The 20672-nt window shown below is 63.3% G+C and carries 17 protein-coding genes; 13 read left to right on the forward strand and 4 right to left on the reverse strand.

The window, feature by feature from the left end; translation table 11 throughout:
* The first annotated feature begins 163 nt into the window (after positions 1 to 163).
* The 11 genes from pcaR to pcaC all read left to right on the forward strand — a co-directional run bounded on the left by pcaR (position 164) and on the right by pcaC (position 11168).
* A complete protein-coding gene (gene pcaR, locus C4K27_RS06580) occupies positions 164 to 1006 on the forward strand; it encodes a pca regulon transcriptional regulator PcaR (RefSeq protein ID WP_007926599.1) in 843 nt (280 codons plus the stop codon).
* A 309-nt stretch (positions 1007 to 1315) separates the two neighbouring features.
* Positions 1316 to 2662: a 4-hydroxybenzoate transporter PcaK gene (locus C4K27_RS06585; protein ID WP_053259871.1), complete on the forward strand. Its 1347-nt coding sequence runs from the start codon at positions 1316 to 1318 to the stop codon at positions 2660 to 2662.
* A gap of 312 nt (positions 2663 to 2974) precedes the next feature.
* Positions 2975 to 3832: a CoA transferase subunit A gene (locus tag C4K27_RS06590; RefSeq protein ID WP_009042497.1), complete on the forward strand. Its 858-nt coding sequence runs from the start codon at positions 2975 to 2977 to the stop codon at positions 3830 to 3832.
* Positions 3829 to 4611 (forward strand): CoA-transferase subunit beta, encoded by a 783-nt coding sequence (locus C4K27_RS06595; protein WP_172833204.1) that lies wholly within the window; start codon positions 3829 to 3831, stop codon positions 4609 to 4611. The genes C4K27_RS06590 and C4K27_RS06595 overlap by 4 nt, the downstream gene beginning before the upstream one ends.
* Entirely contained in the window at positions 4608 to 5813 is a 1206-nt protein-coding gene (gene pcaF, locus C4K27_RS06600; RefSeq protein ID WP_173613334.1) for a 3-oxoadipyl-CoA thiolase, read from the forward strand. The genes C4K27_RS06595 and pcaF overlap by 4 nt, the downstream gene beginning before the upstream one ends.
* Positions 5814 to 5842: 29 nt before the next feature.
* Complete coding sequence (gene pcaH, locus C4K27_RS06605) at positions 5843 to 6547, forward strand: protocatechuate 3,4-dioxygenase subunit beta (protein WP_009042500.1); 705 nt, start codon at positions 5843 to 5845, stop codon at positions 6545 to 6547.
* A 1-nt stretch (position 6548) separates the two neighbouring features.
* The gene (gene pcaG, locus C4K27_RS06610) at positions 6549 to 7115 is read left to right on the forward strand and encodes a protocatechuate 3,4-dioxygenase subunit alpha (RefSeq protein WP_053259873.1); all 567 of its coding nucleotides are present in this window, start codon (positions 6549 to 6551) and stop codon (positions 7113 to 7115) included.
* A 130-nt stretch (positions 7116 to 7245) separates the two neighbouring features.
* On the forward strand, positions 7246 to 8541 hold the full coding sequence (locus C4K27_RS06615; RefSeq protein ID WP_007926588.1) for an MFS family transporter: 1296 nt from the start codon (positions 7246 to 7248) through the stop codon (positions 8539 to 8541).
* Positions 8542 to 8588: 47 nt separating this feature from the next.
* Entirely contained in the window at positions 8589 to 9953 is a 1365-nt protein-coding gene (locus C4K27_RS06620) for a 3-carboxy-cis,cis-muconate cycloisomerase (protein WP_053259874.1), read from the forward strand.
* Between the two features lie 11 nt (positions 9954 to 9964).
* The gene (pcaD, locus tag C4K27_RS06625; protein ID WP_053259875.1) at positions 9965 to 10765 is read left to right on the forward strand and encodes a 3-oxoadipate enol-lactonase; all 801 of its coding nucleotides are present in this window, start codon (positions 9965 to 9967) and stop codon (positions 10763 to 10765) included.
* A 10-nt stretch (positions 10766 to 10775) separates the two neighbouring features.
* Positions 10776 to 11168 carry a 4-carboxymuconolactone decarboxylase gene (gene pcaC / locus C4K27_RS06630; RefSeq protein WP_007926582.1) on the forward strand — a complete coding sequence of 131 codons (393 nt, stop codon included), beginning with the start codon at positions 10776 to 10778 and terminating at the stop codon, positions 11166 to 11168.
* A gap of 222 nt (positions 11169 to 11390) precedes the next feature.
* Here the strand turns inward: pcaC and C4K27_RS06635 are convergent, their stop codons facing one another.
* The 4 genes from C4K27_RS06635 to emhA all read right to left on the reverse strand — a co-directional run bounded on the left by C4K27_RS06635 (position 11391) and on the right by emhA (position 18720).
* Entirely contained in the window at positions 11391 to 12656 is a 1266-nt protein-coding gene (locus tag C4K27_RS06635; protein WP_053259876.1) for an OprD family porin, read from the reverse strand.
* A 299-nt stretch (positions 12657 to 12955) separates the two neighbouring features.
* Positions 12956 to 14416, reverse strand: a complete 1461-nt coding sequence (gene adeC, locus C4K27_RS06640) for an AdeC/AdeK/OprM family multidrug efflux complex outer membrane factor (RefSeq protein WP_053259877.1) — start codon at positions 14414 to 14416, stop codon at positions 12956 to 12958.
* Positions 14413 to 17559: an efflux RND transporter permease subunit EmhB gene (gene emhB / locus C4K27_RS06645; protein WP_053259878.1), complete on the reverse strand. Its 3147-nt coding sequence runs from the start codon at positions 17557 to 17559 to the stop codon at positions 14413 to 14415. Before emhB ends, adeC begins: the two co-directional genes overlap by 4 nt.
* Before the next feature lie 3 nt (positions 17560 to 17562).
* Positions 17563 to 18720, reverse strand: coding sequence for an efflux RND transporter periplasmic adaptor subunit EmhA (gene emhA, locus C4K27_RS06650; RefSeq protein WP_009042509.1), 1158 nt, complete (start codon positions 18718 to 18720; stop codon positions 17563 to 17565).
* Between the two features lie 264 nt (positions 18721 to 18984).
* Between emhA and emhR the strand changes: the two genes are divergently transcribed.
* Complete coding sequence (gene emhR / locus C4K27_RS06655; protein WP_053259879.1) at positions 18985 to 19617, forward strand: efflux system transcriptional repressor EmhR; 633 nt, start codon at positions 18985 to 18987, stop codon at positions 19615 to 19617.
* Between the two features lie 162 nt (positions 19618 to 19779).
* Positions 19780 to 20667: a DMT family transporter gene (locus C4K27_RS06660; RefSeq protein ID WP_009042511.1), complete on the forward strand. Its 888-nt coding sequence runs from the start codon at positions 19780 to 19782 to the stop codon at positions 20665 to 20667.
* Positions 20668 to 20672: the final 5 nt, after the last annotated feature.

A 20672-nucleotide genomic window follows, 5' to 3' on the forward strand; every position in this document is an offset into this window, starting at 1 on the left:
ATTGGCGACGAAAAAGCGGCACATCGCATGGCAGGCACTTATCGCGATGGATTGCGATTATCGGTCGATGGTTCGATAATCGCCCAATGTTGGCCGTGCAGGCTTGTGCATCCTCTCCAGTACGGCTTGTAATAAGCCGGACTTCCGTCGCAGAGAACCTGAAATGAACGATCAATTGCGTAATTCCTTCGCTTCCGCCGCGCCGCCGATTGTCGCTTCGCCGGCCAAGCGGATTCAGGCGCTGACGGGTGATCCGGATTTCATGACCTCTCTGGCTCGCGGCCTGGCGGTGGTCCAGGCCTTTCAGGAGCGCAAGCGCCATCTGACCATCGCCCAGATCAGCCACCGTACGGAGATTCCCCGTGCCGCCGTGCGCCGCTGCCTGCATACCTTGATCAAGCTCGGTTACGCCACCACCGATGGCCGCACTTATTCGTTGCTGCCCAAGGTGCTGACGCTGGGGCATGCCTATCTGTCTTCCACACCGCTGGCGGTGTCGGCCCAGCCTTACCTGGACCGCATGAGCGAGCAACTGCACGAAGCCTGCAACATGGCCACCCTGGAAGGCGACGACATTCTGTACATCGCCCGTTCGGCCACCACCCAGCGCCTGATCTCGGTCGATCTCTCGGTGGGTGGGCGCCTGCCGGCCTACTGCACATCCATGGGGCGGATCCTGCTGGCGGCGCTGGATGACGCCTCGTTGCGCGAATACCTCGACCATGCCGACCTGCAAGCCAAGACCAGCCGTACCCTGCACACGCCGCAGGCGCTGCTCGAATGCCTGCAACAGGTCCGGCAGCAGGGCTGGTGCATCGTCGATCAGGAACTGGAACAAGGCCTGCGCTCCATCGCCGTACCGGTGTACGACGCTTCGGGCCAGGTACTGGCTGCGCTCAACGTCAGCACCCATGCCGGTCGCGTCAGCCGCGCCGAGCTGGAGCAGCGCTTCTTGCCGGGCCTGCTCAGCGCCAGTCGCGACCTCAGCGCCCAATTGTTCGCTTGAGGGCTGCCTGCTTAAGCTGTTCGATAAACGCACAGATACGCGCTTGCTGAATTGACGCTCTTTCCCTTGCCTCATTAATGTCGCGGCAGCGTCATCCGGCCACTGGAGCACTGCCTCTGCAATGGCCGCGTGACGCCCCCATAATAATGAAGAGGCCAACCCCCATGAGCATCGCCCGCGCGCCCAGCCGCGCTCCTCTATCTTGCCTTCGCCTGCCGACGGCCTGATCCCGCAAGACCCTTTTCGATCTGAACCGACCAGCTCTGGCTGGCACCTGTGCGCCTGCGTTTTTCGCGTGGAATAAAAATAATGAACCAGCCTCAATCCGCTGTAGGGAACTGCCTCGATGTGCAGTCCTTTATCAATGCCCAGCCGCTGTCGCGCTATCAGTGGCGTGTGGTGATCCTGTGTTTCCTGATTGTCTTCCTCGATGGCCTCGATACCGCGGCCATGGGGTTTATCGCGCCGGCGCTGTCCCAGGATTGGGGCATCGATCGCGCCAGCCTCGGCCCGGTGATGAGCGCGGCGCTGATCGGCATGGTCTTCGGGGCGCTGGGCTCCGGCCCGCTGGCTGACCGCTTCGGGCGCAAAGTGGTGCTGGTGGGGGCGGTGCTGCTGTTCGGTGCCTTCAGTCTGGCGTCGGCCTACAGCAGCAATGTCGACCAGTTGCTGGTGCTGCGTTTCCTTACCGGCCTAGGCCTGGGCGCCGGCATGCCGAATGCCACCACGCTGCTTTCCGAATACACCCCCGAGCGTCACAAGTCGTTGCTGGTGACCAGCATGTTCTGTGGTTTCAACCTGGGCATGGCCGGCGGCGGTTTCATTTCCGCCAAGCTGATCCCGGCGTTCGGCTGGCACAGTCTGTTGCTGATCGGCGGGATTTTGCCGTTGATCCTGGCAGTGGTGCTGCTGGTCTGGCTGCCGGAGTCGGCGCGTTACCTGGTGGTGCGCAATCGTGGCACCGACAAGGTGCGCAAGGCCCTGTCGCCGATCGAGCCGGGCACGGTCGGCCAGGCCGCGAGCTTCAGCGTGCCGGAACAGAAGACGGTGAAGGCGCGCAATGTGTTTGCGGTGATTTTTTCCGGGACCTACAGCGTCGGTACATTGCTGTTGTGGCTGACCTATTTCATGGGGCTGGTGATCGTGTACCTGCTGACCAGCTGGCTGCCGACCCTGATGCGCGACAGCGGCGCGAGCATGGAGCAGGCGGCTTTTATCGGTGCGCTGTTCCAGTTCGGCGGGGTACTCAGCGCGGTGGCGGTGGGCTGGGCCATGGACCGCTTCAACCCGCACAAGGTCATCGGCACCTTCTACCTGCTGGCCGGGGTCTTCGCCTACGCGGTCGGGCAAAGCCTGGGCAACATCACTTTGCTGGCGACCCTGGTGCTGGTCGCCGGCATGTGTGTCAACGGCGCGCAATCGGCGATGCCATCCCTGGCCGCGCGCTTCTATCCGACCCAGGGCCGCGCCACCGGTGTGTCGTGGATGCTTGGCATCGGTCGCTTCGGGGCGATCCTCGGGGCCTGGATGGGCGCTACGCTGCTGGGGCTGGGCTGGAATTTCGAGCAAGTGCTGACCGCGCTGGTGATCCCGGCCGCGCTGGCGACCACGGCGGTGGTGATCAAGGGCATGGTCAGCCATGCGGATGCGACCTGATCGAATCAGCAAGGCGCTCCTCAAGGGAGCGCTGAATACCTGTAGCCACTGCCGCAGGCTGCGATAAGGCCGAAGGCCTTCAGCGATCCTGAGATCTTCGCGACCGTTCTCCGAACGCGGCCCGGGTCGATCGCAGCCTGCGGCAGCGGCCACAGCACAATCGATAGTCAGACAACAATCTGTTCGATAAACGAACGCTCAGTCGATTATCGGATTGTTTGGGTTTTTCCCTCGGCTTAATCTTCAGTCACTCCGGCGCATCCTTCGGCGCCTTTTTCTTCCAGTCGCTCAATAACAATCGGGAGATCCCCCATGGCTGAAATCCTTTCGCTGCACGACGCGGTGAAGCAGTTCGTCAACGACGGCGATACCGTCGCGCTCGAAGGCTTCACCCACCTGATCCCCACGGCCGCGGGTCATGAAATCATTCGCCAGGGCAAAAAAGACCTGACCCTGGTGCGGATGACCCCTGACCTGATCTACGACCAGTTGATCGGTGCCGGTTGTGCCCGCAAGCTGATTTTCTCCTGGGGCGGCAACCCGGGCGTCGGCTCCCTGCATCGCCTGCGGGATGCGGTCGAGAAGCAATGGCCGCACCCCCTGGAAATCGAAGAACACAGCCACGCCGACCTGGCCAATGCCTACGTGGCGGGCGCCTCGGGCCTGCCGTTCGCGGTCTTGCGCGCTTATGCCGGTTCCGACCTGCCGAAGGTCAACCCGCTGATCAAGAGCGTGACCTGCCCATTCACCGGTGAAGTGCTGGCGGCGGTGCCATCGGTACGTCCTGACGTCACCGTGATCCATGCGCAGAAAGCCGACCGCAAGGGCAACGTGCTGTTGTGGGGCATTCTTGGCGTACAGAAGGAAGCCGCCCTGGCCGCCAAGCGCTGCATCGTCACCGTGGAAGAAATCGTCGACGACCTGAACGCCCCGATGAACGCCTGTGTGCTGCCGACCTGGGCCCTGAGCGCGGTCTGCCATGTGCCGGGCGGCGCCCATCCGTCCTATGCCCACGGCTATACCGAGCGCGACAACATCTTCTACCAGGCCTGGGACCCGATCGCCCGCGACCGTGAAACCTTCACCGCCTGGATCAACGAATACATCCGCGGCAGTGCTGACTTCAGTGAATTCCAGGCCAAGCTGGCCGCAGCAACGGGGGCCAAATAATGACTTACTCCACCAATGAAATGATGACCGTTGCCGCCGCCCGCCGCCTGCAGAACGGCTCGGTGTGTTTTGTCGGGATCGGCCTGCCGTCCAAGGCCGCCAACCTGGCGCGCCTGACCTCGTCGCCGGACGTGGTGCTGATCTACGAATCCGGCCCGATCGGCGCCAAGCCCAGCGTACTGCCGCTGTCCATCGGTGACGGCGAGCTGGCCGAGACCGCGGACACCGTGGTGCCGACCGGCGAGATCTTCCGCTACTGGCTGCAAGGCGGGCGGATCGACGTCGGTTTCCTCGGCGCCGCCCAGGTCGACCGTTTCGGCAACATCAACACCACGGTGGTTGGCGACTACCACCAGCCGAAAGTCCGTTTGCCGGGCGCCGGCGGTGCGCCGGAGATTGCCGGCTCGGCCAAGAGCGTGCTGATCATCCTCAAGCAGTCGTCGCGTTCCTTTGTCGACAAGCTCGACTTCATCACCTCGGTCGGTCACGGCGAAGGCGGCGACTCGCGCAAGCGCCTGGGCCTGCCAGGGGCCGGGCCGGTGGGGATCATCACCGACCTGTGCATCATGGAGCCGGAAGCCGGCACTCATGAATTCGTGGTGACCTCGTTGCACCCGGGCGTGACCCGCGAGCAGGTGGTCGCTGCCACCGGCTGGGCGATCCGTTTCGCCGACCAGGTGGCGGAAACCGCCGCCCCGACCGAGATCGAATTGACCGCCCTGCGTGACCTGGAAGCCCGCACCGCCGCGGCCCATGGCCAAACCCCGGGAGAAGCCTGATGCGCGAAGTGTTTATCTGTGACGCCATTCGTACCCCCATCGGCCGCTTTGGTGGCGGCCTGTCGACGGTGCGGGCCGACGATCTGGCCGCCGCGCCAATCAAGGCACTGATTGAGCGCAACCCGTCGGTGGATTGGAGCGCGGTGGACGAGGTGTTCCTCGGTTGCGCCAACCAGGCCGGCGAAGACAATCGCAACGTGGCGCGCATGGCGCTGCTGCTGGCCGGGCTGCCGGAAACCATTCCGGGCGTGACCCTCAACCGCCTGTGCGCTTCGGGCATGGATGCCATCGGCACCGCATTCCGCGCCATCGCCAGTGGCGAGATGGAGCTGGCCATCGCCGGCGGCGTCGAGTCGATGTCCCGCGCGCCCTTTGTCATGGGCAAGGCCGATACCGCCTTTTCGCGCAACATGAAGCTGGAAGACACCACCATCGGCTGGCGCTTCATCAACCCGCTGATGAAGGCCCAGTACGGCGTGGATGCGATGCCGCAGACCGCCGACAACGTCGCCGACGATTATCAGGTGTCGCGTGCCGACCAGGATGCGTTCGCCCTGCGCAGCCAGCAGCGCACCGCCGCGGCGCAGGCCGCCGGGTTCTTCGCCGAGGAAATCGTCCCGGTGCGTATCGTCCACAAGAAGGGCGAGACCCTGGTCGAGCAGGATGAGCACCCGCGGGCCGATACCTCGCTGGAAACCCTGGGCAAACTCAAGCCGGTCAACGGCCCGGACAAGACCGTCACCGCCGGCAACGCCTCGGGCGTCAACGACGGGGCGGCGGCGCTGATCCTGGCGTCGGCCGAGGCGGTGAAAAAGCACGGCCTGACCGCCCGTGCCCGGGTGCTGGGCATGGCCAGCGCCGGCGTGGCGCCACGGGTGATGGGTATCGGCCCGGTGCCGGCGGTGCGCAAGTTGACCGAACGCCTGGGCGTGGCGGTCAGCGATTTCGATGTGATCGAACTCAACGAAGCCTTCGCCAGCCAGGGCCTGGCAGTATTGCGCGAACTGGGCCTGGCGGACGACGCGCCACAGGTCAACCCCAACGGCGGCGCCATCGCCCTCGGCCATCCGCTGGGCATGAGCGGCGCGCGCCTGGTATTGACCGCGCTGCACCAGCTGGAAAAGACCGGTGGCAAGAAAGGCCTGGCGACCATGTGCGTGGGTGTCGGCCAGGGCCTGGCACTGGCCATCGAGCGCGTCTGACGCGCTTCTTATAAGAACGAGGAACGAGCATGACCGACAAGCCCGGTTACCGGCGCCCGCAACCAGGTACTCAGCCTGATTACCTGCACCCGGCCTACAAATCCACCAACACCCGCTCGCCGTCCAAGCCGCTGGTGTTCCTGCCCCATTCGCTGTCGGAAATCACCGGCCCGACCATCGGCGCCGATTACCTGCAGGACAAGGACAACGACCTGACCGCCCAGCATGCCGGCGAGCCCCAGGGCGAGCGCATCATCATCCACGGCCGGGTGCTGGACGAGAACGGCTTGCCGGTGCCGGGGATCCTGGTGGAGATCTGGCAGGCCAACGCCGCCGGTCGCTACAACCACGACCGCGACCTGCACGACGCACCGCTGGACCCGAACTTCACTGGCACCGGGCGTACTGTCACCGATGCCGATGGCTGGTACCAGTTCCAGACCATCAAGCCCGGTGCCTATCCCTGGGGTAACCACCACAATGCCTGGCGTCCGGCGCATATCCACTTCTCGCTGTTCGGCCCGAGTATCCTCACGCGCCTGGTGACCCAGATGTATTTCCCCGGCGACCCGCTGCTGGCCTACGACCCGATCTACAACTGCGTGCCGGACACTAGCGCCAAGGAACGCCTGATCGCCAGCTTCGACCTGGAGAAAACCATTCCGTCCTACGCCCTCGGCTACCGTTGGGACATCGTCTTGCGCGGCCGCGATGCCACGCCGATGGAGAAATAAGATGACGCTGACTGCGACCACATCCCACACCGTCGGCCCGTACTACCACATCGGCCTGACCTGGCTGAACCGCGAAGACCTGACCCAGGCCGAGACCCTCGGCGAGCGGGTGGCGATCAGCGGCCAGGTGGTGGATGGCAACGGCGATTTCGTCAACGACGCCATGCTGGAAATCTGGCAGGCCAACGCGGCCGGCAAGTACGACCACCCGGAAGACGATCAGGCCAAGGCCCTGGACCCGAACTTCCAGGGCTTCGGCCGGGTGCCGGTGGATGGAGAAGGGCGTTTCCGCTTCACCACCATCAAGCCGGGTACCGTACCTGGCCTGAAAGGCTCGACCCAGGCGCCGCACCTGGTTGTACTGGTATTTGCCCGGGGCCTGGTCAAGCACCTGCTGACCCGTATCTACTTCGACGGCGAGCCGGCCAACGCCGCCGATCCGCTGCTGGCCTGCGTGCCCGAAGAGCGTCGCGCCACCTTGCTGGCCAAGGCCGATGCGCCGGGCCACTACCAATGGAACGTGATCCTGCAGGGTACCGACGCGGAAACGGTGTTCTTCGATTATTGAGTGTGCCTGGGGGGAGTGCGGGCTGGTTCGCGATAAGGCTGAACCGGTCGCTTCCCCCAAGGTCGTCTTGCGGAACGGGACTGTTACAAAGTATGTCTAGACTCACCACGTCCCCAAAGAGTGAAAAGCCATGACAACGTTAACCAGTCACTACACGACCGAGGAGCGCAGCAAGAGGATCTTCGCGATCGTCGGCGCTTCCTCCGGCAATCTGGTCGAATGGTTCGACTTCTACGTCTACGCCTTCTGCGCGATCTATTTCGCCCCGGCGTTTTTCCCCTCCGACGACCCCACGGTGCAACTGCTCAATACCGCCGGCGTGTTCGCCGCCGGGTTCCTGATGCGTCCTATCGGCGGCTGGCTGTTCGGCCGGGTGGCCGACAAGCACGGGCGCAAGAATTCCATGATGATTTCGGTGCTGATGATGTGCGCCGGCTCCTTGGTCATCGCTTTCCTGCCGACCTACGCCAGCATCGGCGCCTGGGCGCCGGCGTTGCTGTTGATGGCGCGGCTGTTCCAGGGCCTGTCGGTGGGCGGTGAATACGGCACCACCGCGACCTACATGAGCGAAGTCGCGCTCAAGGGCCAGCGCGGGTTCTTCGCGTCCTTCCAGTACGTGACCCTGATCGGCGGGCAATTGCTGGCGGTGCTGGTGGTGGTGATCCTGCAACAGTTTCTCGACGAGGCGCAGCTCAAGGCCTGGGGCTGGCGGATTCCGTTCGTGATCGGCGCCATCGCGGCCCTGATCTCCCTGCTGCTGCGGCGCTCGCTGAAAGAAACCACCAGCAAGGAAATGCGTGAAGACAAGGACGCCGGCAGCGTGGCCGCGCTGTTCAAGCATCACTCGAAGGCCTTTGTCACCGTGCTTGGCTACACCGCCGGCGGCTCGCTGATTTTCTACACCTTCACCACCTATATGCAGAAATACCTGGTGAACACCGCCGGCATGCACGCCAAGACCGCCAGCTACATCATGACCGGCGCGCTGTTCCTGTACATGTGCATGCAGCCGCTGTTCGGCATGCTGGCGGACAAGATCGGCCGGCGTAACTCGATGCTCTGGTTCGGCGCGCTGGGCACGCTGTGCACCGTGCCTATCCTGCTGACCCTGAAAACCATCACCAGCCCGTTCCTGGCCTTCGTGCTGATCACCCTGGCCCTGGCGATCGTCAGTTTCTACACCTCCATCAGCGGCCTGGTAAAAGCCGAGATGTTCCCGCCGCAAGTGCGGGCGCTGGGGGTCGGCCTGGCCTATGCGGTGGCCAATGCGCTGTTCGGCGGTTCGGCGGAATACGTGGCCCTGGGCCTGAAATCCCTGGGCATGGAAAACACCTTCTACTGGTACGTGACGGCGATGATGGCGATTGCCTTCCTGTTCAGCCTGCGCCTGCCGAAGCAGGCGGCGTACCTGCACCACGATCTGTGACCTGTCCGCGTGCGTCCGTCGCGGACGCACGCCCCAAAGGATTGTTTATGAACACGCCGGCGAGCAACCAACTGTTCGATGCCTACTTCACCACCCGCGATATGCGCGCGGTGTTCTGCGACCAGGGGCGGGTCCAGGCCATGCTCGACTTCGAGGCCGCGCTGGCCCGGGCCGAGGCCCGGGTCGGGGTGATCCCGACCGCTGCGGTGGCGCCGATCGAGGCGGCCTGCCGGGCCGGGCTCTATGATTTTTCCGCCCTGGGCCAGGCTATCGCCACGGCGGGCAACTCGGCGATTCCACTGGTCAAGGCCCTGGGCAAACAGATCGCCAAGAGCGACGCCAGCGCCGAGCGTTATGTGCACCTGGGCGCCACCAGCCAGGATGTGATGGACAGTGGGCTGGTCCTGCAATTGCGGCAGGCGCTGAGCCTGATCGACAACGACCTGGCGCGTCTGGGCGGCATCCTGGCCGCGCAGGCCCAGCGCTATGCCACCACCCCCATGGCCGGCCGCACCTGGCTGCAACATGCCACGCCGGTCACCCTCGGTATGAAGATCGCTGGATGGCTGGGGGCAGTGAGCCGCAGCCGCGAGCGTCTGGCGCAGCTCAAGCCACGCCTGCTGGTGCTGCAGTTCGGCGGTGCCTCCGGCACACTCGCGGCCCTGGGCGAGCAGGCCCTGCCGATTGCCCAGGCCCTGGCCGAGGAGTTGCAACTGAGCCTGCCGGAACAGCCTTGGCATACCCAGCGCGACCGGCTGGTGGAGTTCGCCTCGGTACTCGGCCTGATCGCCGGCAGCCTCGGCAAGCTCGGCCGTGACATCAGCCTGCTGATGCAGACCGAGGCGGCGGAAGTCTTCGAGCCGTCGGCGCCGGGCAAGGGTGGTTCCTCGACCATGCCGCACAAGCGCAACCCGGTGGGCGCGGCGGTGTTGATCGGCGCGGCGACCCGGGTTCCCGGGCTGCTGGCGACGATGTTCAGCGCCATGCCCCAGGAGCACGAACGCAGCCTGGGGCTGTGGCACGCCGAATGGGAAACCCTGCCGGAGATCTGCTGCCTGGTGTCCGGCGCCTTGCAACAGGCGCTGCTGGTGGCCGACGGGCTGGAAGTCGACGCCGCGCGTATGGCCAGGAACCTCGACCTGACCCAGGGGCTGGTGCTGGCGGAAGCCGTGAGCATCGCCCTGGCCCAGCGCCTGGGCCGCGAGACCGCGCACCATCTGTTGGAGCAGTGCTGCAAGCGCGCGGTGGCCGAACAGCGGCATCTGCGCGCGGTGCTGGGGGATGAGCCGCAAGTGACCGCCGAGCTGTCGGCGGCGGAACTGGATCGCCTGCTGGACCCGGCGCATTACCTCGGCCAGGCACACGCCTGGGTCGAGCGCGCCGTGGCCGAACATTTAGCCTTGAACGCCTGAAGGAGACTGCCGTGGCATTCGTACAACTCGCCGATGGCGAATTGCATTACCAACTGGACGGCCCGGCCGATGCGCCGATGCTGGTCCTGTCCAACTCCCTGGGTACCGACCTGCACATGTGGGATATGCAGATTCCGGTCTTTACCAAGCACTTCCGGGTGCTGCGTTTCGACACCCGCGGCCACGGCAAATCCCTGGTCACCGAAGGCCCCTACAGCATCGAGCAGTTGGGGCGCGACGTACTGGCGCTGCTGGATGCCCTGCATATCCAGCGCGCGCATTTCTGCGGCCTGTCCATGGGCGGGCTGATCGGCCAGTGGCTGGGTATCAATGCCGGCGAGCGCCTGAACAAGCTGGTGGTATGCAACACCGCGGCGAAGATCGGCGACCCATCGGTATGGAATCCACGCATCGAAACCGTGCTGCGCGATGGCCAGGCGGCCATGGTCGCATTGCGCGATGCCTCGATCGCCCGCTGGTTCACCCCGGACTTCGCCGCGGCGCACCCGGACCAGGCCAAGCTGATCACCGACATGCTGGCGGCCACCTCGCCCGAGGGTTATGCCGCCAACTGCGCGGCGGTGCGCGATGCGGATTTTCGTGATCAATTGTCGGCGATCGAGGCGCCGACCCTGGTGGTGTCCGGCACTGAAGACGCAGTCACGCCACCTTCGGGCGGGCACTTTATCCAGGAGCGCGTGCGCGGCGCTGAATACGCCGAGTTCCATGCGGCGCACCTGTCCAACGTCCAGGCTGGCGCTGCGTTCAGTGAGCGGGTCGTGGCATTTTTGCTGGCCGACCAGCGTATTTAAGGAGCCCCCCGTGGACGAGAAACAACGTTACGCCGAAGGCATGCAAGTGCGTCGCGCGGTGCTGGGCGATGCCCATGTCGATCGCAGCCTGAGCACCCTGACCGAGTTCAACTCGGAGTTCCAAGAAATGATCACCCGGCATGCCTGGGGCGATATCTGGACGCGTCCGGGCCTGCCGCGCCATACCCGCAGCCTGATCACCATCGCCATGCTGATCGGCATGAACCGCAACGAAGAGCTCAAGCTGCACCTGCGTGCCGCCGCCAACAACGGCGTGAGCCGCGCCGAGATCAAGGAAGTGATCATGCAGAGCGCGATCTACTGCGGCATTCCGGCGGCCAACGCGACCTTCCACCTCGCCGAGTCGGTGTGGGACGAGCTGGGTGTCGAATCCCGCGGCTGATAACCCACGCCTATAAAGGAGCGCGGCGCCGAGCAACTCGGCGCCGCTGCGTTTTCCCTGTCGGAGCGAGCTTGCTCGCGATGAACCTGAGAGCACCACGTTCAGCCAGTCAGTACGCGCCATCGTTGACGATCATCGCGAGCAAGCTTCGCTCCTACAAAAACAAGGCCAGCCCCGGGGAATGGGGCTGGCCTTGTTTTTGGTGTGGGCGAGCGAGTGGGCTTACAGCAGGCTGATCGGGTAGCTGATGATCAGGCGGTTCTCGTCGAACTCGTTGGTGCTGAAGTCGCGGCGCATGGTCGAGTTGCGCCATTTGACGTTGAGATTCTTGAGCGTGCCGCTTTGCACGGTGTAGGCCAGTTCGCTCTCGCGTCCCCATTCCTTGCCGTCGGTGATGGTGCCGGTGTGCACGTTGTCGCCCTTGATGTAGCGGTTCATCAGGGTCAGGCCGGGGATGCCGACCGCGACGAAGTTGTAGTCATGGCGCAGCTGCCAGGATCTTTCCTGGGCGTTGTCGTAGCTGGCGTTGTAGCTGTCGTTGGCCAGGGTGCCGCCGCTGGTGCCGTTGACGCGCATCCAGGCGCTGTCGCCGGTGAGTTTCTGCAGGCCGACGTAGAAGGTGTGGCCGCCGTACTTGGCCGAGAACAGGCCCGACCAGGTCTTGTTGTCCAGGTCGCCGGCGCGGGCGCTGCCATCCTCCTTGCCATAGAAGAAGCCGATGTTGGCGCCCAGGGTCCAGTCGCCCAGCGGCTGGCTGTGGATCAGGTTGAGGTATTGCTGGCTGTAGATGTCCTTGAGCTGGGCGTTCCACACCCCGACCTGGGTGCGCTTGTCGTTGAAGCTGTATTCGCCGCCCTGGAAGTTGAAGCGGTCGGAGGTGAAGGCCGCTTTGCCGGTCATCGACATGTCGCTCATGCTGCTGTCGTCACGCGGGCTGTTGGCGCGGAACTGGCCGCCGTAGAGGGTCAGGCCGTCAATTTCCTTCGAGGTGATCTGGCCGCCGCGGAAGGTCTGGGGCAGGGAGCGACCGTCGTCCGAGCGCAGGATCGGCAGCACCGGCATCCATTCACCGATCTTGACCTCGGTCTGCGACAGGCGGGCCTTGAATGCCACGCCCGTGCGGCCGAAGTGGTCGGCCGGGCGCCCGTCGTGATCCAGCGGCAATAACTGGGTACCGCCGGTGCCTTTGCCGCCATCGAGCTTCAACGAGTACAGCCCCAGCACGTCCATGCCGAACCCGACGGTGCCTTGGGTGAAGCCGGATTTGGCGTCGAGGATGAAGCTCTGCGTCCATTCTTCAGCCTTGCCCTGGGCCTTGCCCGGGTTGGTGAAGTTGCGGTTGATATAGAAGTTGCGCAGGTTCAGGTTGACCTTGGCGTCTTCGAGAAAGCCGGACTCCGCGGCCATGACCGGCAGGGCCGTGCTGGCGATGCTGACGGCCAGCAGGCTGGGCAGCAGTGAATAGGGAGTGCGAGTGGATGGCTTCATGGATCGGGCTCTCTAATTGTTAGGGGTGAGGCTGGGCGCTGCCGCAACGTCAGGTTGCAGACAAGGTTGAAACCGGGAGGGTGGATGGAACGGAATCAGCCGGAGCGGGCAGGGCGCGGGGTCATGATGACGAACCTGTTGTTATTGGTTTTTGTAGGTGCGGGGAATGGTGCGTTGGATCAACGGCCCTGTTCAATTGGCCTTGGCGGGTTTTGGGCGATTAACGAACACAAGTGACGGCGGTCTTCGGCCCATAAAAAAACCCACTGCAAGGTGGGTTTTTTTCAAGCGTCATGCACTCAGAACAGCTTCAGTGGCGGTGCCTCTTTGCTCACTTCCGCTTGCTGCGAACCTTGCTCGTTCCAACCACCGCCCAGGGCCTTGTACAGGTTGACCTCGCTGGTCAGCTGCGCAAGCCGGTCGGTGATCAACGCTTGCTGCGCGCTGAACAGCGAGCGCTGGGCGTCGAGGAAGGTCAGGTTGCTGTCGACACCGATACGGTAGCGACGCTCGGCCAGGCGGTAGTAGTCCTGGTTGGCATTGACGAAGTCACGCTGGGCCTGCAACTGCTGGTTGTAGGTCTGGCGTGCGGCCAGGCCATCGGAGACTTCCTGGAAGGCGGTCTGGATGGACTTCTCGTACTGCGCGACGTTGATGTCTTTCTGGATTTTCGAGTAATCCAGGCTGGCGCGCAGGCTGCCGGCGTTGAAGATCGGGATATTGATCTGCGGCGCGAACGACCAGGTGCCCGAACCGCCCTTGAACAGGCCGCCCATATCCGGGCTCAAGGTCCCGGCATTGGCGGTCAGGCTGATGCTCGGGAAGAACGCCGCGCGTGCCGCGCCAATACTGGCGTTGGCGGCTTTCAGGTTGTGCTCGGCGGCGAGGATGTCCGGACGGCGTTGCAGCAGTTCCGACGGCAGGCCGGCGGGCAACTCGCTGAGCAGGTCGGCCGACAACGGCTGCGGGCTCGGCAGGTTGGCCGGGATCGAGGTACCCAGCAGCAGGGTCAGGCTGTTTTCGTCCTGGGCCACCTGGCGGGTATAACGCGCCAGTTGCACCCGGGCGTTTTCCACCGAGGTCCGCGCCTGGCTCAGGTCCAGGGCCGAGGCCACGCCGACTTCGTTGCTGCGTGAGGTCAGGCGGTAGCTCTCCTCGTAGGCCGCCAGGGTGTCCTGGGTCAGCTTGAGCAGTTCCTTGTCGGCCTGCCAGGTCAGGTAGGCGTTGGCCACGCTGGCCACCAGGCTGATCTGCGTGCTGCGCCGGGCTTCTTCGCTGGAGAAGTAGGTCTGCAAGGCCTGCTCGCTCAAGCTGCGAACGCGACCGAACAGGTCCAGCTCATAAGCGCTGACACCCAGGGTTGCCGAGTACTGGCTGGAGATGGCCGCTTCACCGGTCTGCGACAGCCGTGCCGGGGTGCGTTGACGGCTGCCGCTGCCGTTGGCCGAGATCGCCGGGAACAGGTCCGCGCGCTGGATCTGGTACTGCGCGGCGTAGGCGTCGATGTTCAGCGCCGCGACCCGCAGGTCGCGGTTGTTCACCAGCGCGGTCTGGATCAGCTGCTGCAGGGCAGGGTCATGGAAGAACTGCCGCCAGCCCTGTTCGGCGGCTGCCTGGTTGGCAGCCTCCGCAGGCGAATAGGCCGGCCCTTGCGGGTATTGCGCCGCGACCGGTGCTTGCGGCTGCTGATAATCCGGTATCAGCGAGCAACCACTCAGCACGGCGGCGGTGATTGCGAGGGAGAGTAGCGACTTGCTCATTGGCCAGCCTCTTCAGGAGTTTCGGTAGGTTGCGCTTCGAGTGCCTTGCGGCGGCTCATCGAGGACACGGTGACGAAGAACAAAGGCACCCAGAATATCGCCAGGACAGTCGCGGTGAGCATACCGCCAATCACCCCTGTACCGATCGCATGCTGGCTACCCGAGCCTGCGCCGGTGGAGATGGCCAGCGGTACCACACCGAGCACGAAGGCCAGGGAGGTCATGATGATCGGACGCAGACGCATGCGGCAGGCTTCGATCGCCGCATCCACCAGGCTGCGGCCCTGCTCGTGCAGTTCCTTGGCGAACTCGACGATCAGAATGGCGTTTTTCGCCGCCAGGCCGATGGTCACCAACAGCCCCACCTGGAAGTACACGTCGTTGGACAGGCCGCGCAGGCTGGTCGCCATCAGCGCACCGATGATCCCCAGCGGCACCACCAGCATGACCGCGATCGGAATCGACCAGCTTTCATACAGCGCCGCCAGGCACAGGAACACCATCAGCAGCGACAAGGCGTACAGCGCGGGAGCTTGCGAGCCCGACAGGCGTTCCTCGTAGGACAGGCCGGTCCAGGAGATACCGACACCGGCCGGCAGCTTCTTGGCGATGGCTTCGACTTCGGCCATGGCTTCACCGGTGCTGTAGCCCGGCGCCGGGGCACCCAGGACTTCCACCGCTTCCACGCCGTTGTAACGAGCCAGTTTCGGCGAACCGTAGATCCACGTGCCCTTGGCGAAGGAGGCGAACGGCACCATGGTCCCGGCGCTGTTGCGCACGTACCACTTCTTCAGGTCCTCGGGGCTCATGCGAGCGTTAGGCTGACCCTGGATGTACACCTTCTTCACCCGACCGCGGTCGATGAAGTCGTTGACGTAGCTACTGCCCAGGGCAATCGACAAGGTGTTGTTGATGTCGGAGATGGTCACGCCCAGGGCGCTGGCCTTCTCGTCATCGATTTCCAGCTGGTACTGCGGCTCGTCGTTCAGGCCGTTCGGACGCACCTGGGACAGGATCTTGCTTTGCGCCGCCATGCCGAGGAACTGGTTGCGCGCTTCCATCAGTTTCTCGTGGCCGATACCGGCGCGGTCCTGCAGGAACACGTCGAAACCGGTGGCGTTACCCAGCTCCAGTACCGCCGGCGGGGCGAAGGCGAACACCATCGCGTCACGGAAGCTGAAGAAGTGCTGCTGGGCCCGGGCCGCCAGGTTGAACACGCTGTTTTCCACGGAGCGTTCGTCCCACGGCTTGAGCATGATGAACGCCATGCCCGAACTCTGGCCACGACCGGCGAAGTTGAAGCCGTTCACGGTGAAGACCGAGGCCACGGTGTCCTTTTCCTTGTCCAGCAGGTAGGCGCGCATTTCATCGACTACCACCTGGGTCCGCTCGGAACTGGAACCGGCCGGGGTCTGTACCTGGGCGAACAGTACGCCCTGGTCTTCTTCCGGAAGGAACGCAGTCGGGATGCGGGCGAACAGCCAGATCATGCCGACCACGATCAGCACGTAGGCCAGCAGGTAAGGCGCCTTGTGCCGCAGGATGTTGCCCACGCCACGCTCGTAGCTTTTGACGCTGCGGTCGAAAGTGCGGTTGAACCAGCCGAAGAAGCCGCGTTTCGGCGCGGCGTGTTCGCCGTGGGGAATGGCCTTGAGCATGGTGGCGCACAGGGCCGGAGTGAAGATCAGGGCAACCAGGACCGACAGGGCCATGGCCGAGACCACGGTGATCGAGAACTGCTTGTAGATCACACCGGTGGAACCGCTGAAGAACGCCATTGGCAGCAGTACCGCCGACAGCACCAGGGCAATACCGACCAGGGCGCCCTGGATCTGGCCCATGGACTTCTTGGTCGCTTCCTTGGGTGACAGGCCTTCCTCGGCCATTACCCGCTCGACGTTTTCCACCACGACGATGGCGTCGTCCACCAACAAGCCGATGGCCAGCACCATGCCGAACATGGTCAGGGTGTTGATGCTGAAGCCGGCGGCCGCGAGGATGCCGAAGGTACCCAGCAACACCACCGGAACGGTCATGGTGGTGATGACGGTGGCGCGGAAGTTCTGCAGGAACAGGAACATCACCAGGAACACCAGCACGATCGCTTCGACCAGGGTTTCAACCACACCCTTGATCGACTCGGTCACCACCGGGGTGGTGTCGTACGGGAATACCACTTTCATCCCTTCCGGGAAGAACGGCTCCAGGTCGCTGATGGTCTTGCGCAGGGCCTTGGCGGTGTCCAGGGCGTTGGCGCCGTTGGCCAGTTTCACGGCCAGGCCGGAAGCCGGGGCACCGTTGAACTGGGCACTGACGGAGTAGTTTTCACCCCCCAGGCCGACATCGGCGACGTCGCCCAGACGCACTTGCGAGCCGTCCGCGTTGACCTTCAGCAGGATGGCCTTGAACTGCTCGGCAGTCTGCAGGCGGGTCTTGCCGATGATGGTGGCGTTCAGTTGCTGGCCTGGCAGGGCTGGCAAGCCACCGATCTGGCCGGACGACACCTGGACGTTTTGCGCCGCCACGGCGTTTTTCACGTCGACCGGAGTCAGGTTGAAGTTGTTCAGCTTGGCCGGGTCGAGCCAGATACGCATGGCGTACTGGGCACCGAACACCTGGAAGTCACCCACGCCCGCGGTCCGCGAGATCGGGTCCTGCATGTTGGACACGATGTAGTTCGACAGGTCGTCCTTGGACATGCTGCCGTCCTCGGAAACCACACCGATCACCAACAGGAAGTTCTTCACCGCCTTGGTCACGCGAATACCCTGTTGCTGCACTTCTTGCGGCAGCAGCGGGGTGGCCAGGTTCAGCTTGTTCTGTACCTGGACCTGCGCGGTGTCCGAGTTGGTGCCCTGCTCGAAGGTCGCGGTAATGGTCATGCTGCCGTCGGAGTTACTTTCCGAGGACACATAACGCAGGTTGTCGATACCGTTGAGCTGCTGCTCGATGACCTGGACCACGGTGTCCTGCACGGTCTGTGCGGAAGCGCCTGGGTAGGTCACGGAGATGGCGATCGCTGGAGGCGCGATGCTCGGGTATTGGTTGATCGGCAATTTGAGGATCGATAGAGCCCCGACCAGCATGATCACCAGGGCGATTACCCAGGCGAAAATCGGACGGTCGATAAAAAATTTCGACATGGTTTACTCCCCTTTGCCGCCTGCAGCTTTGTCAGTTGCCTGTGCAGTGGCCGGGTTTTTTGCTGGAACGTTGGTCGCTTCGCTGGCTTTGACTTCGACGCCAGGTCGGACGAATTGCAGCCCTTCGGTGATCAGGCGATCACCGGCCTTCAGGCCGTCCTCGATCAGCCACTGGTTGCCGACGGTGCGGCTGGCCTTGAGCTGACGCAGTTCAACCTTGTTGTCCGGACCAACCACCAGGGCGGTCGGTGTGCCCTTGAGGTCGCGGGTCACGCCTTGTTGTGGGGCGAGGATCGCCGCGGCATTCACGCCGGCCTGCAGTTGCGCGTGCACGAACATACCGGGCAACAGGGTGTGTTCCGGGTTAGGGAACACCGCGCGCAGGGTCACGGAACCGGTTGTTTCGTCGACCGACACTTCGGAGAACTCCAGCTTGCCGTCGAGCTTGTACTGGCTGCCGTCTTCCAGGGTCAGCTTGACCTTGGCGGCGTTGTCGCCAGCCTTCTGCAGGCGACCGCTTTCCAGCTCGCGGCGCAGCTCGAGCAGCTCGACCGACGACTGGGTGACGTCGACGTAGATCGGGTCGAGTTGCTGGATGGTTGCCATGGCGGTGGACTGACCGTTGCTGACCAATGCGCCTTCAGTGACCGAAGAACGGCCGATACGCCCGGAGATCGGCGACAGCACCTTGGTGTAGCGCAGGTCGATCTGGGCGCTCTGCAGCGCGGCTTCCGATTGCAGGCGGTTGGCGACGGCGGTGTCGTATTCCTGGCGGCTTACGGCTTGCTCGTCGACCAGCTGCTTGTAGCGATCGGAGATCGACTTGGTCGATTGCAGGTTGGCCTGGGCGCTCTTGAGGGTCGACTCATAGACCGACGGATCGATCTGATAGAGCTGCTGACCTTCCTTGACGTCGCCGCCTTCCTTGAACAGACGCTTGAGAATGATGCCGTTGACCTGAGGACGGACTTCGGCGATCCGGAACGCAGTGGTGCGCCCTGGAAGCTCGGACGTCAGGGTAAAGGCTTGAGGTTGCAGGGTGACTACGCCGACCTGAGGGGCTTGTGGGGCGGGAGCCGCCTCTTCCTTTTTACATCCGCTGAGCAGCGATGCCAGGGCGACGGCAGTGACCAGAGCGGTAACAGCTGGCTTGAGTTGCATGAAGATCCTCGGGTCAGGCGCGCAAAATGCGCACTCGAAAAGTGGAAGGGTAAAAAACGAGTGCTGAGTGGATAAGTAGCTTGCTAAGGAATATACTTACGTTCATGGTTGTTTGTAAATACCTTAGCGGCGTACCCATTCGGTTACAAAAGCCGTTGCAAGTGTCGAATTGTAGGCTGGGCAAACGGCACCCGAGATGCCGTTCCATATTTATTCAGATGAGCTTCATGCATCGCTGAAACATCCTGATCGAGGTTTACTGCCATGGTCCGTCGTACTAAAGAGGAAGCTCAAGAAACCCGCAAACAGATACTCGAGGCGGCTGAAAAAGCCTTCTACGAGCGCGGTGTGGCGCGTACCACCCTGGCCGATATCGCGGCGTTGGCCGGTGTCACGCGTGGAGCCATTTACTGGCATTTCAGCAACAAGGCGGATCTGGTGCAGGCCATGCTCGATACCTTGCGCGAGCCGCTGAATGAAATGGCCAGGTCCAGTGAAGACGAAGAGGAAGTCGATCCGCTGGGATGCATGCGCAAGCTGCTGATTCATTTGTTTCATCAAATTGCCCTGGACCCGAAAACCCGACGCATTAATGAGATTTTGTTTCACAAGTGCGAATTCACCGATGAAATGTGCGACTTGCGGCGCCAGCGTCGCGTGGCCAGCCTGGATTGCAACGTGCATATCGAGCTGGCGTTGCGCAATGCCGTGAAGCGGGGACAACTGCCCGAGAACCTCGATACTGCCCGGGCGGCCATCAGCATCCACGCCTATATTGATGGCATTCTTTATCAGTGGCTGTTGGCGCCGGACAGTTTCGAACTCCATAAGGAAGCGGAGCGCTGGATCGATACCGGATTGGACATGCTGCGCCTGAGTCCCAGCCTGCGTAATTGAGACAAAATGCGGAATTACGTCGGCAGATGTCAACGTTTGCGCGTTATAAAACGCGATGTTTCATTCGTCACGGCTCACCGGGATGCCTTTATATACGTGCCGACTTTATCTTGATAGATAGCGAGCTACGTATTTTGTAGGGAAATTGTTGCGAGTATGTGAATGAGTGTGAGTACCGCGGCTTACAAGGGCACCGAGCAACCGGTAAAAGGTATAGCACTGATTTGCCTGGCGGTTTTGCTGTTCGCCAGTCATGACACCCTGTCCAAATACCTGTCCGGGTTCTATCCCATCGTCATGGTGGTCTGGGCCCGGTATGTGGTGCACACGCTGTTGATGCTGGTGGTGTTCGTGCCGCGCAGCGGTTTCTCCGCCGTGGTGCGTACCAAGCGCCCGGGCCTGCAACTGTTGCGCGCCTTGTGCCTGATCGGCACCAGCCTGTTTTTCACCACCGGCCTGCGTTATATCCCCCTGGCCGAGGCCACCGCGGTTAACTTCCTCGCGCCTTTGCTGGTTACCGCCTTGTCCGTGCCGCTGCTGGGCGAGCGGGTGACCCGCAGCCAGTGGCTGGCGGTGCTGGCCGGTTTCGTCGGGGTATTGATCGTGATTCGTCCGGGCGGCGCCTTGTTCACCCCGGCGATCCTGCTGCCGCTGTGCTCGGCCTTGTGTTTCGGCTTCTACCAGTTGCTCACCCGCAAGCTCAGCGGGGTCGACAGCCCCACCACCAGCAACTTCCTCACCGGGATTCTCAACAGCCTGATCATGAGCGCGGCGCTGCCGTTCTTCTGGAGCACGCCGACCCTGGGGCACGCCCTGTTCATGATCGGCCTCGGTACTTGCGGCATGCTCGGCCACCTGTTGCTGACCCAGGCTTTCCGCCATGCCGCGCCGGCGATGCTGGCGCCATTCAGCTACGGGCAGATCCTGTTCGCCGGCATGTACGGCTACCTGATCTTCGATCACACCCCGGACAGCTTCGGCATAGTCGGGATCGCGGTGATCTGCCTCAGCGGCCTGGCCGTGGCCTGGGGCCAGCGCAAACGCGGCTGATCGCG

The organism is Pseudomonas chlororaphis subsp. chlororaphis (assembly GCF_003945765.1).
Lineage (GTDB): Bacteria > Pseudomonadota > Gammaproteobacteria > Pseudomonadales > Pseudomonadaceae > Aquipseudomonas > Aquipseudomonas chlororaphis.

Bases quoted from the DNA above. Each gene is read 5' to 3' on its own strand.
- pcaH (WP_009042500.1), top strand. From the start codon at position 5,843: ATGACCGACAAGCCCGGTTACCGGCGCCCGCAACCAGGTACTCAGCCT.
- C4K27_RS06615 (WP_007926588.1), top strand. From the start codon at position 7,246: ATGACAACGTTAACCAGTCACTACACGACCGAGGAGCGCAGCAAGAGG.
- pcaG (WP_053259873.1), top strand. From the start codon at position 6,549: ATGACGCTGACTGCGACCACATCCCACACCGTCGGCCCGTACTACCAC.
- pcaR (WP_007926599.1), top strand. From the start codon at position 164: ATGAACGATCAATTGCGTAATTCCTTCGCTTCCGCCGCGCCGCCGATT.
- emhA (WP_009042509.1), bottom strand. From the start codon at position 18,720: ATGCAACTCAAGCCAGCTGTTACCGCTCTGGTCACTGCCGTCGCCCTG.
- C4K27_RS06635 (WP_053259876.1), bottom strand. From the start codon at position 12,656: ATGAAGCCATCCACTCGCACTCCCTATTCACTGCTGCCCAGCCTGCTG.
- emhR (WP_053259879.1), top strand. From the start codon at position 18,985: ATGGTCCGTCGTACTAAAGAGGAAGCTCAAGAAACCCGCAAACAGATA.
- C4K27_RS06620 (WP_053259874.1), top strand. From the start codon at position 8,589: ATGAACACGCCGGCGAGCAACCAACTGTTCGATGCCTACTTCACCACC.
- C4K27_RS06660 (WP_009042511.1), top strand. From the start codon at position 19,780: ATGAGTGTGAGTACCGCGGCTTACAAGGGCACCGAGCAACCGGTAAAA.
- C4K27_RS06590 (WP_009042497.1), top strand. From the start codon at position 2,975: ATGGCTGAAATCCTTTCGCTGCACGACGCGGTGAAGCAGTTCGTCAAC.
- C4K27_RS06585 (WP_053259871.1), top strand. From the start codon at position 1,316: ATGAACCAGCCTCAATCCGCTGTAGGGAACTGCCTCGATGTGCAGTCC.
- emhB (WP_053259878.1), bottom strand. From the start codon at position 17,559: ATGTCGAAATTTTTTATCGACCGTCCGATTTTCGCCTGGGTAATCGCC.
- adeC (WP_053259877.1), bottom strand. From the start codon at position 14,416: ATGAGCAAGTCGCTACTCTCCCTCGCAATCACCGCCGCCGTGCTGAGT.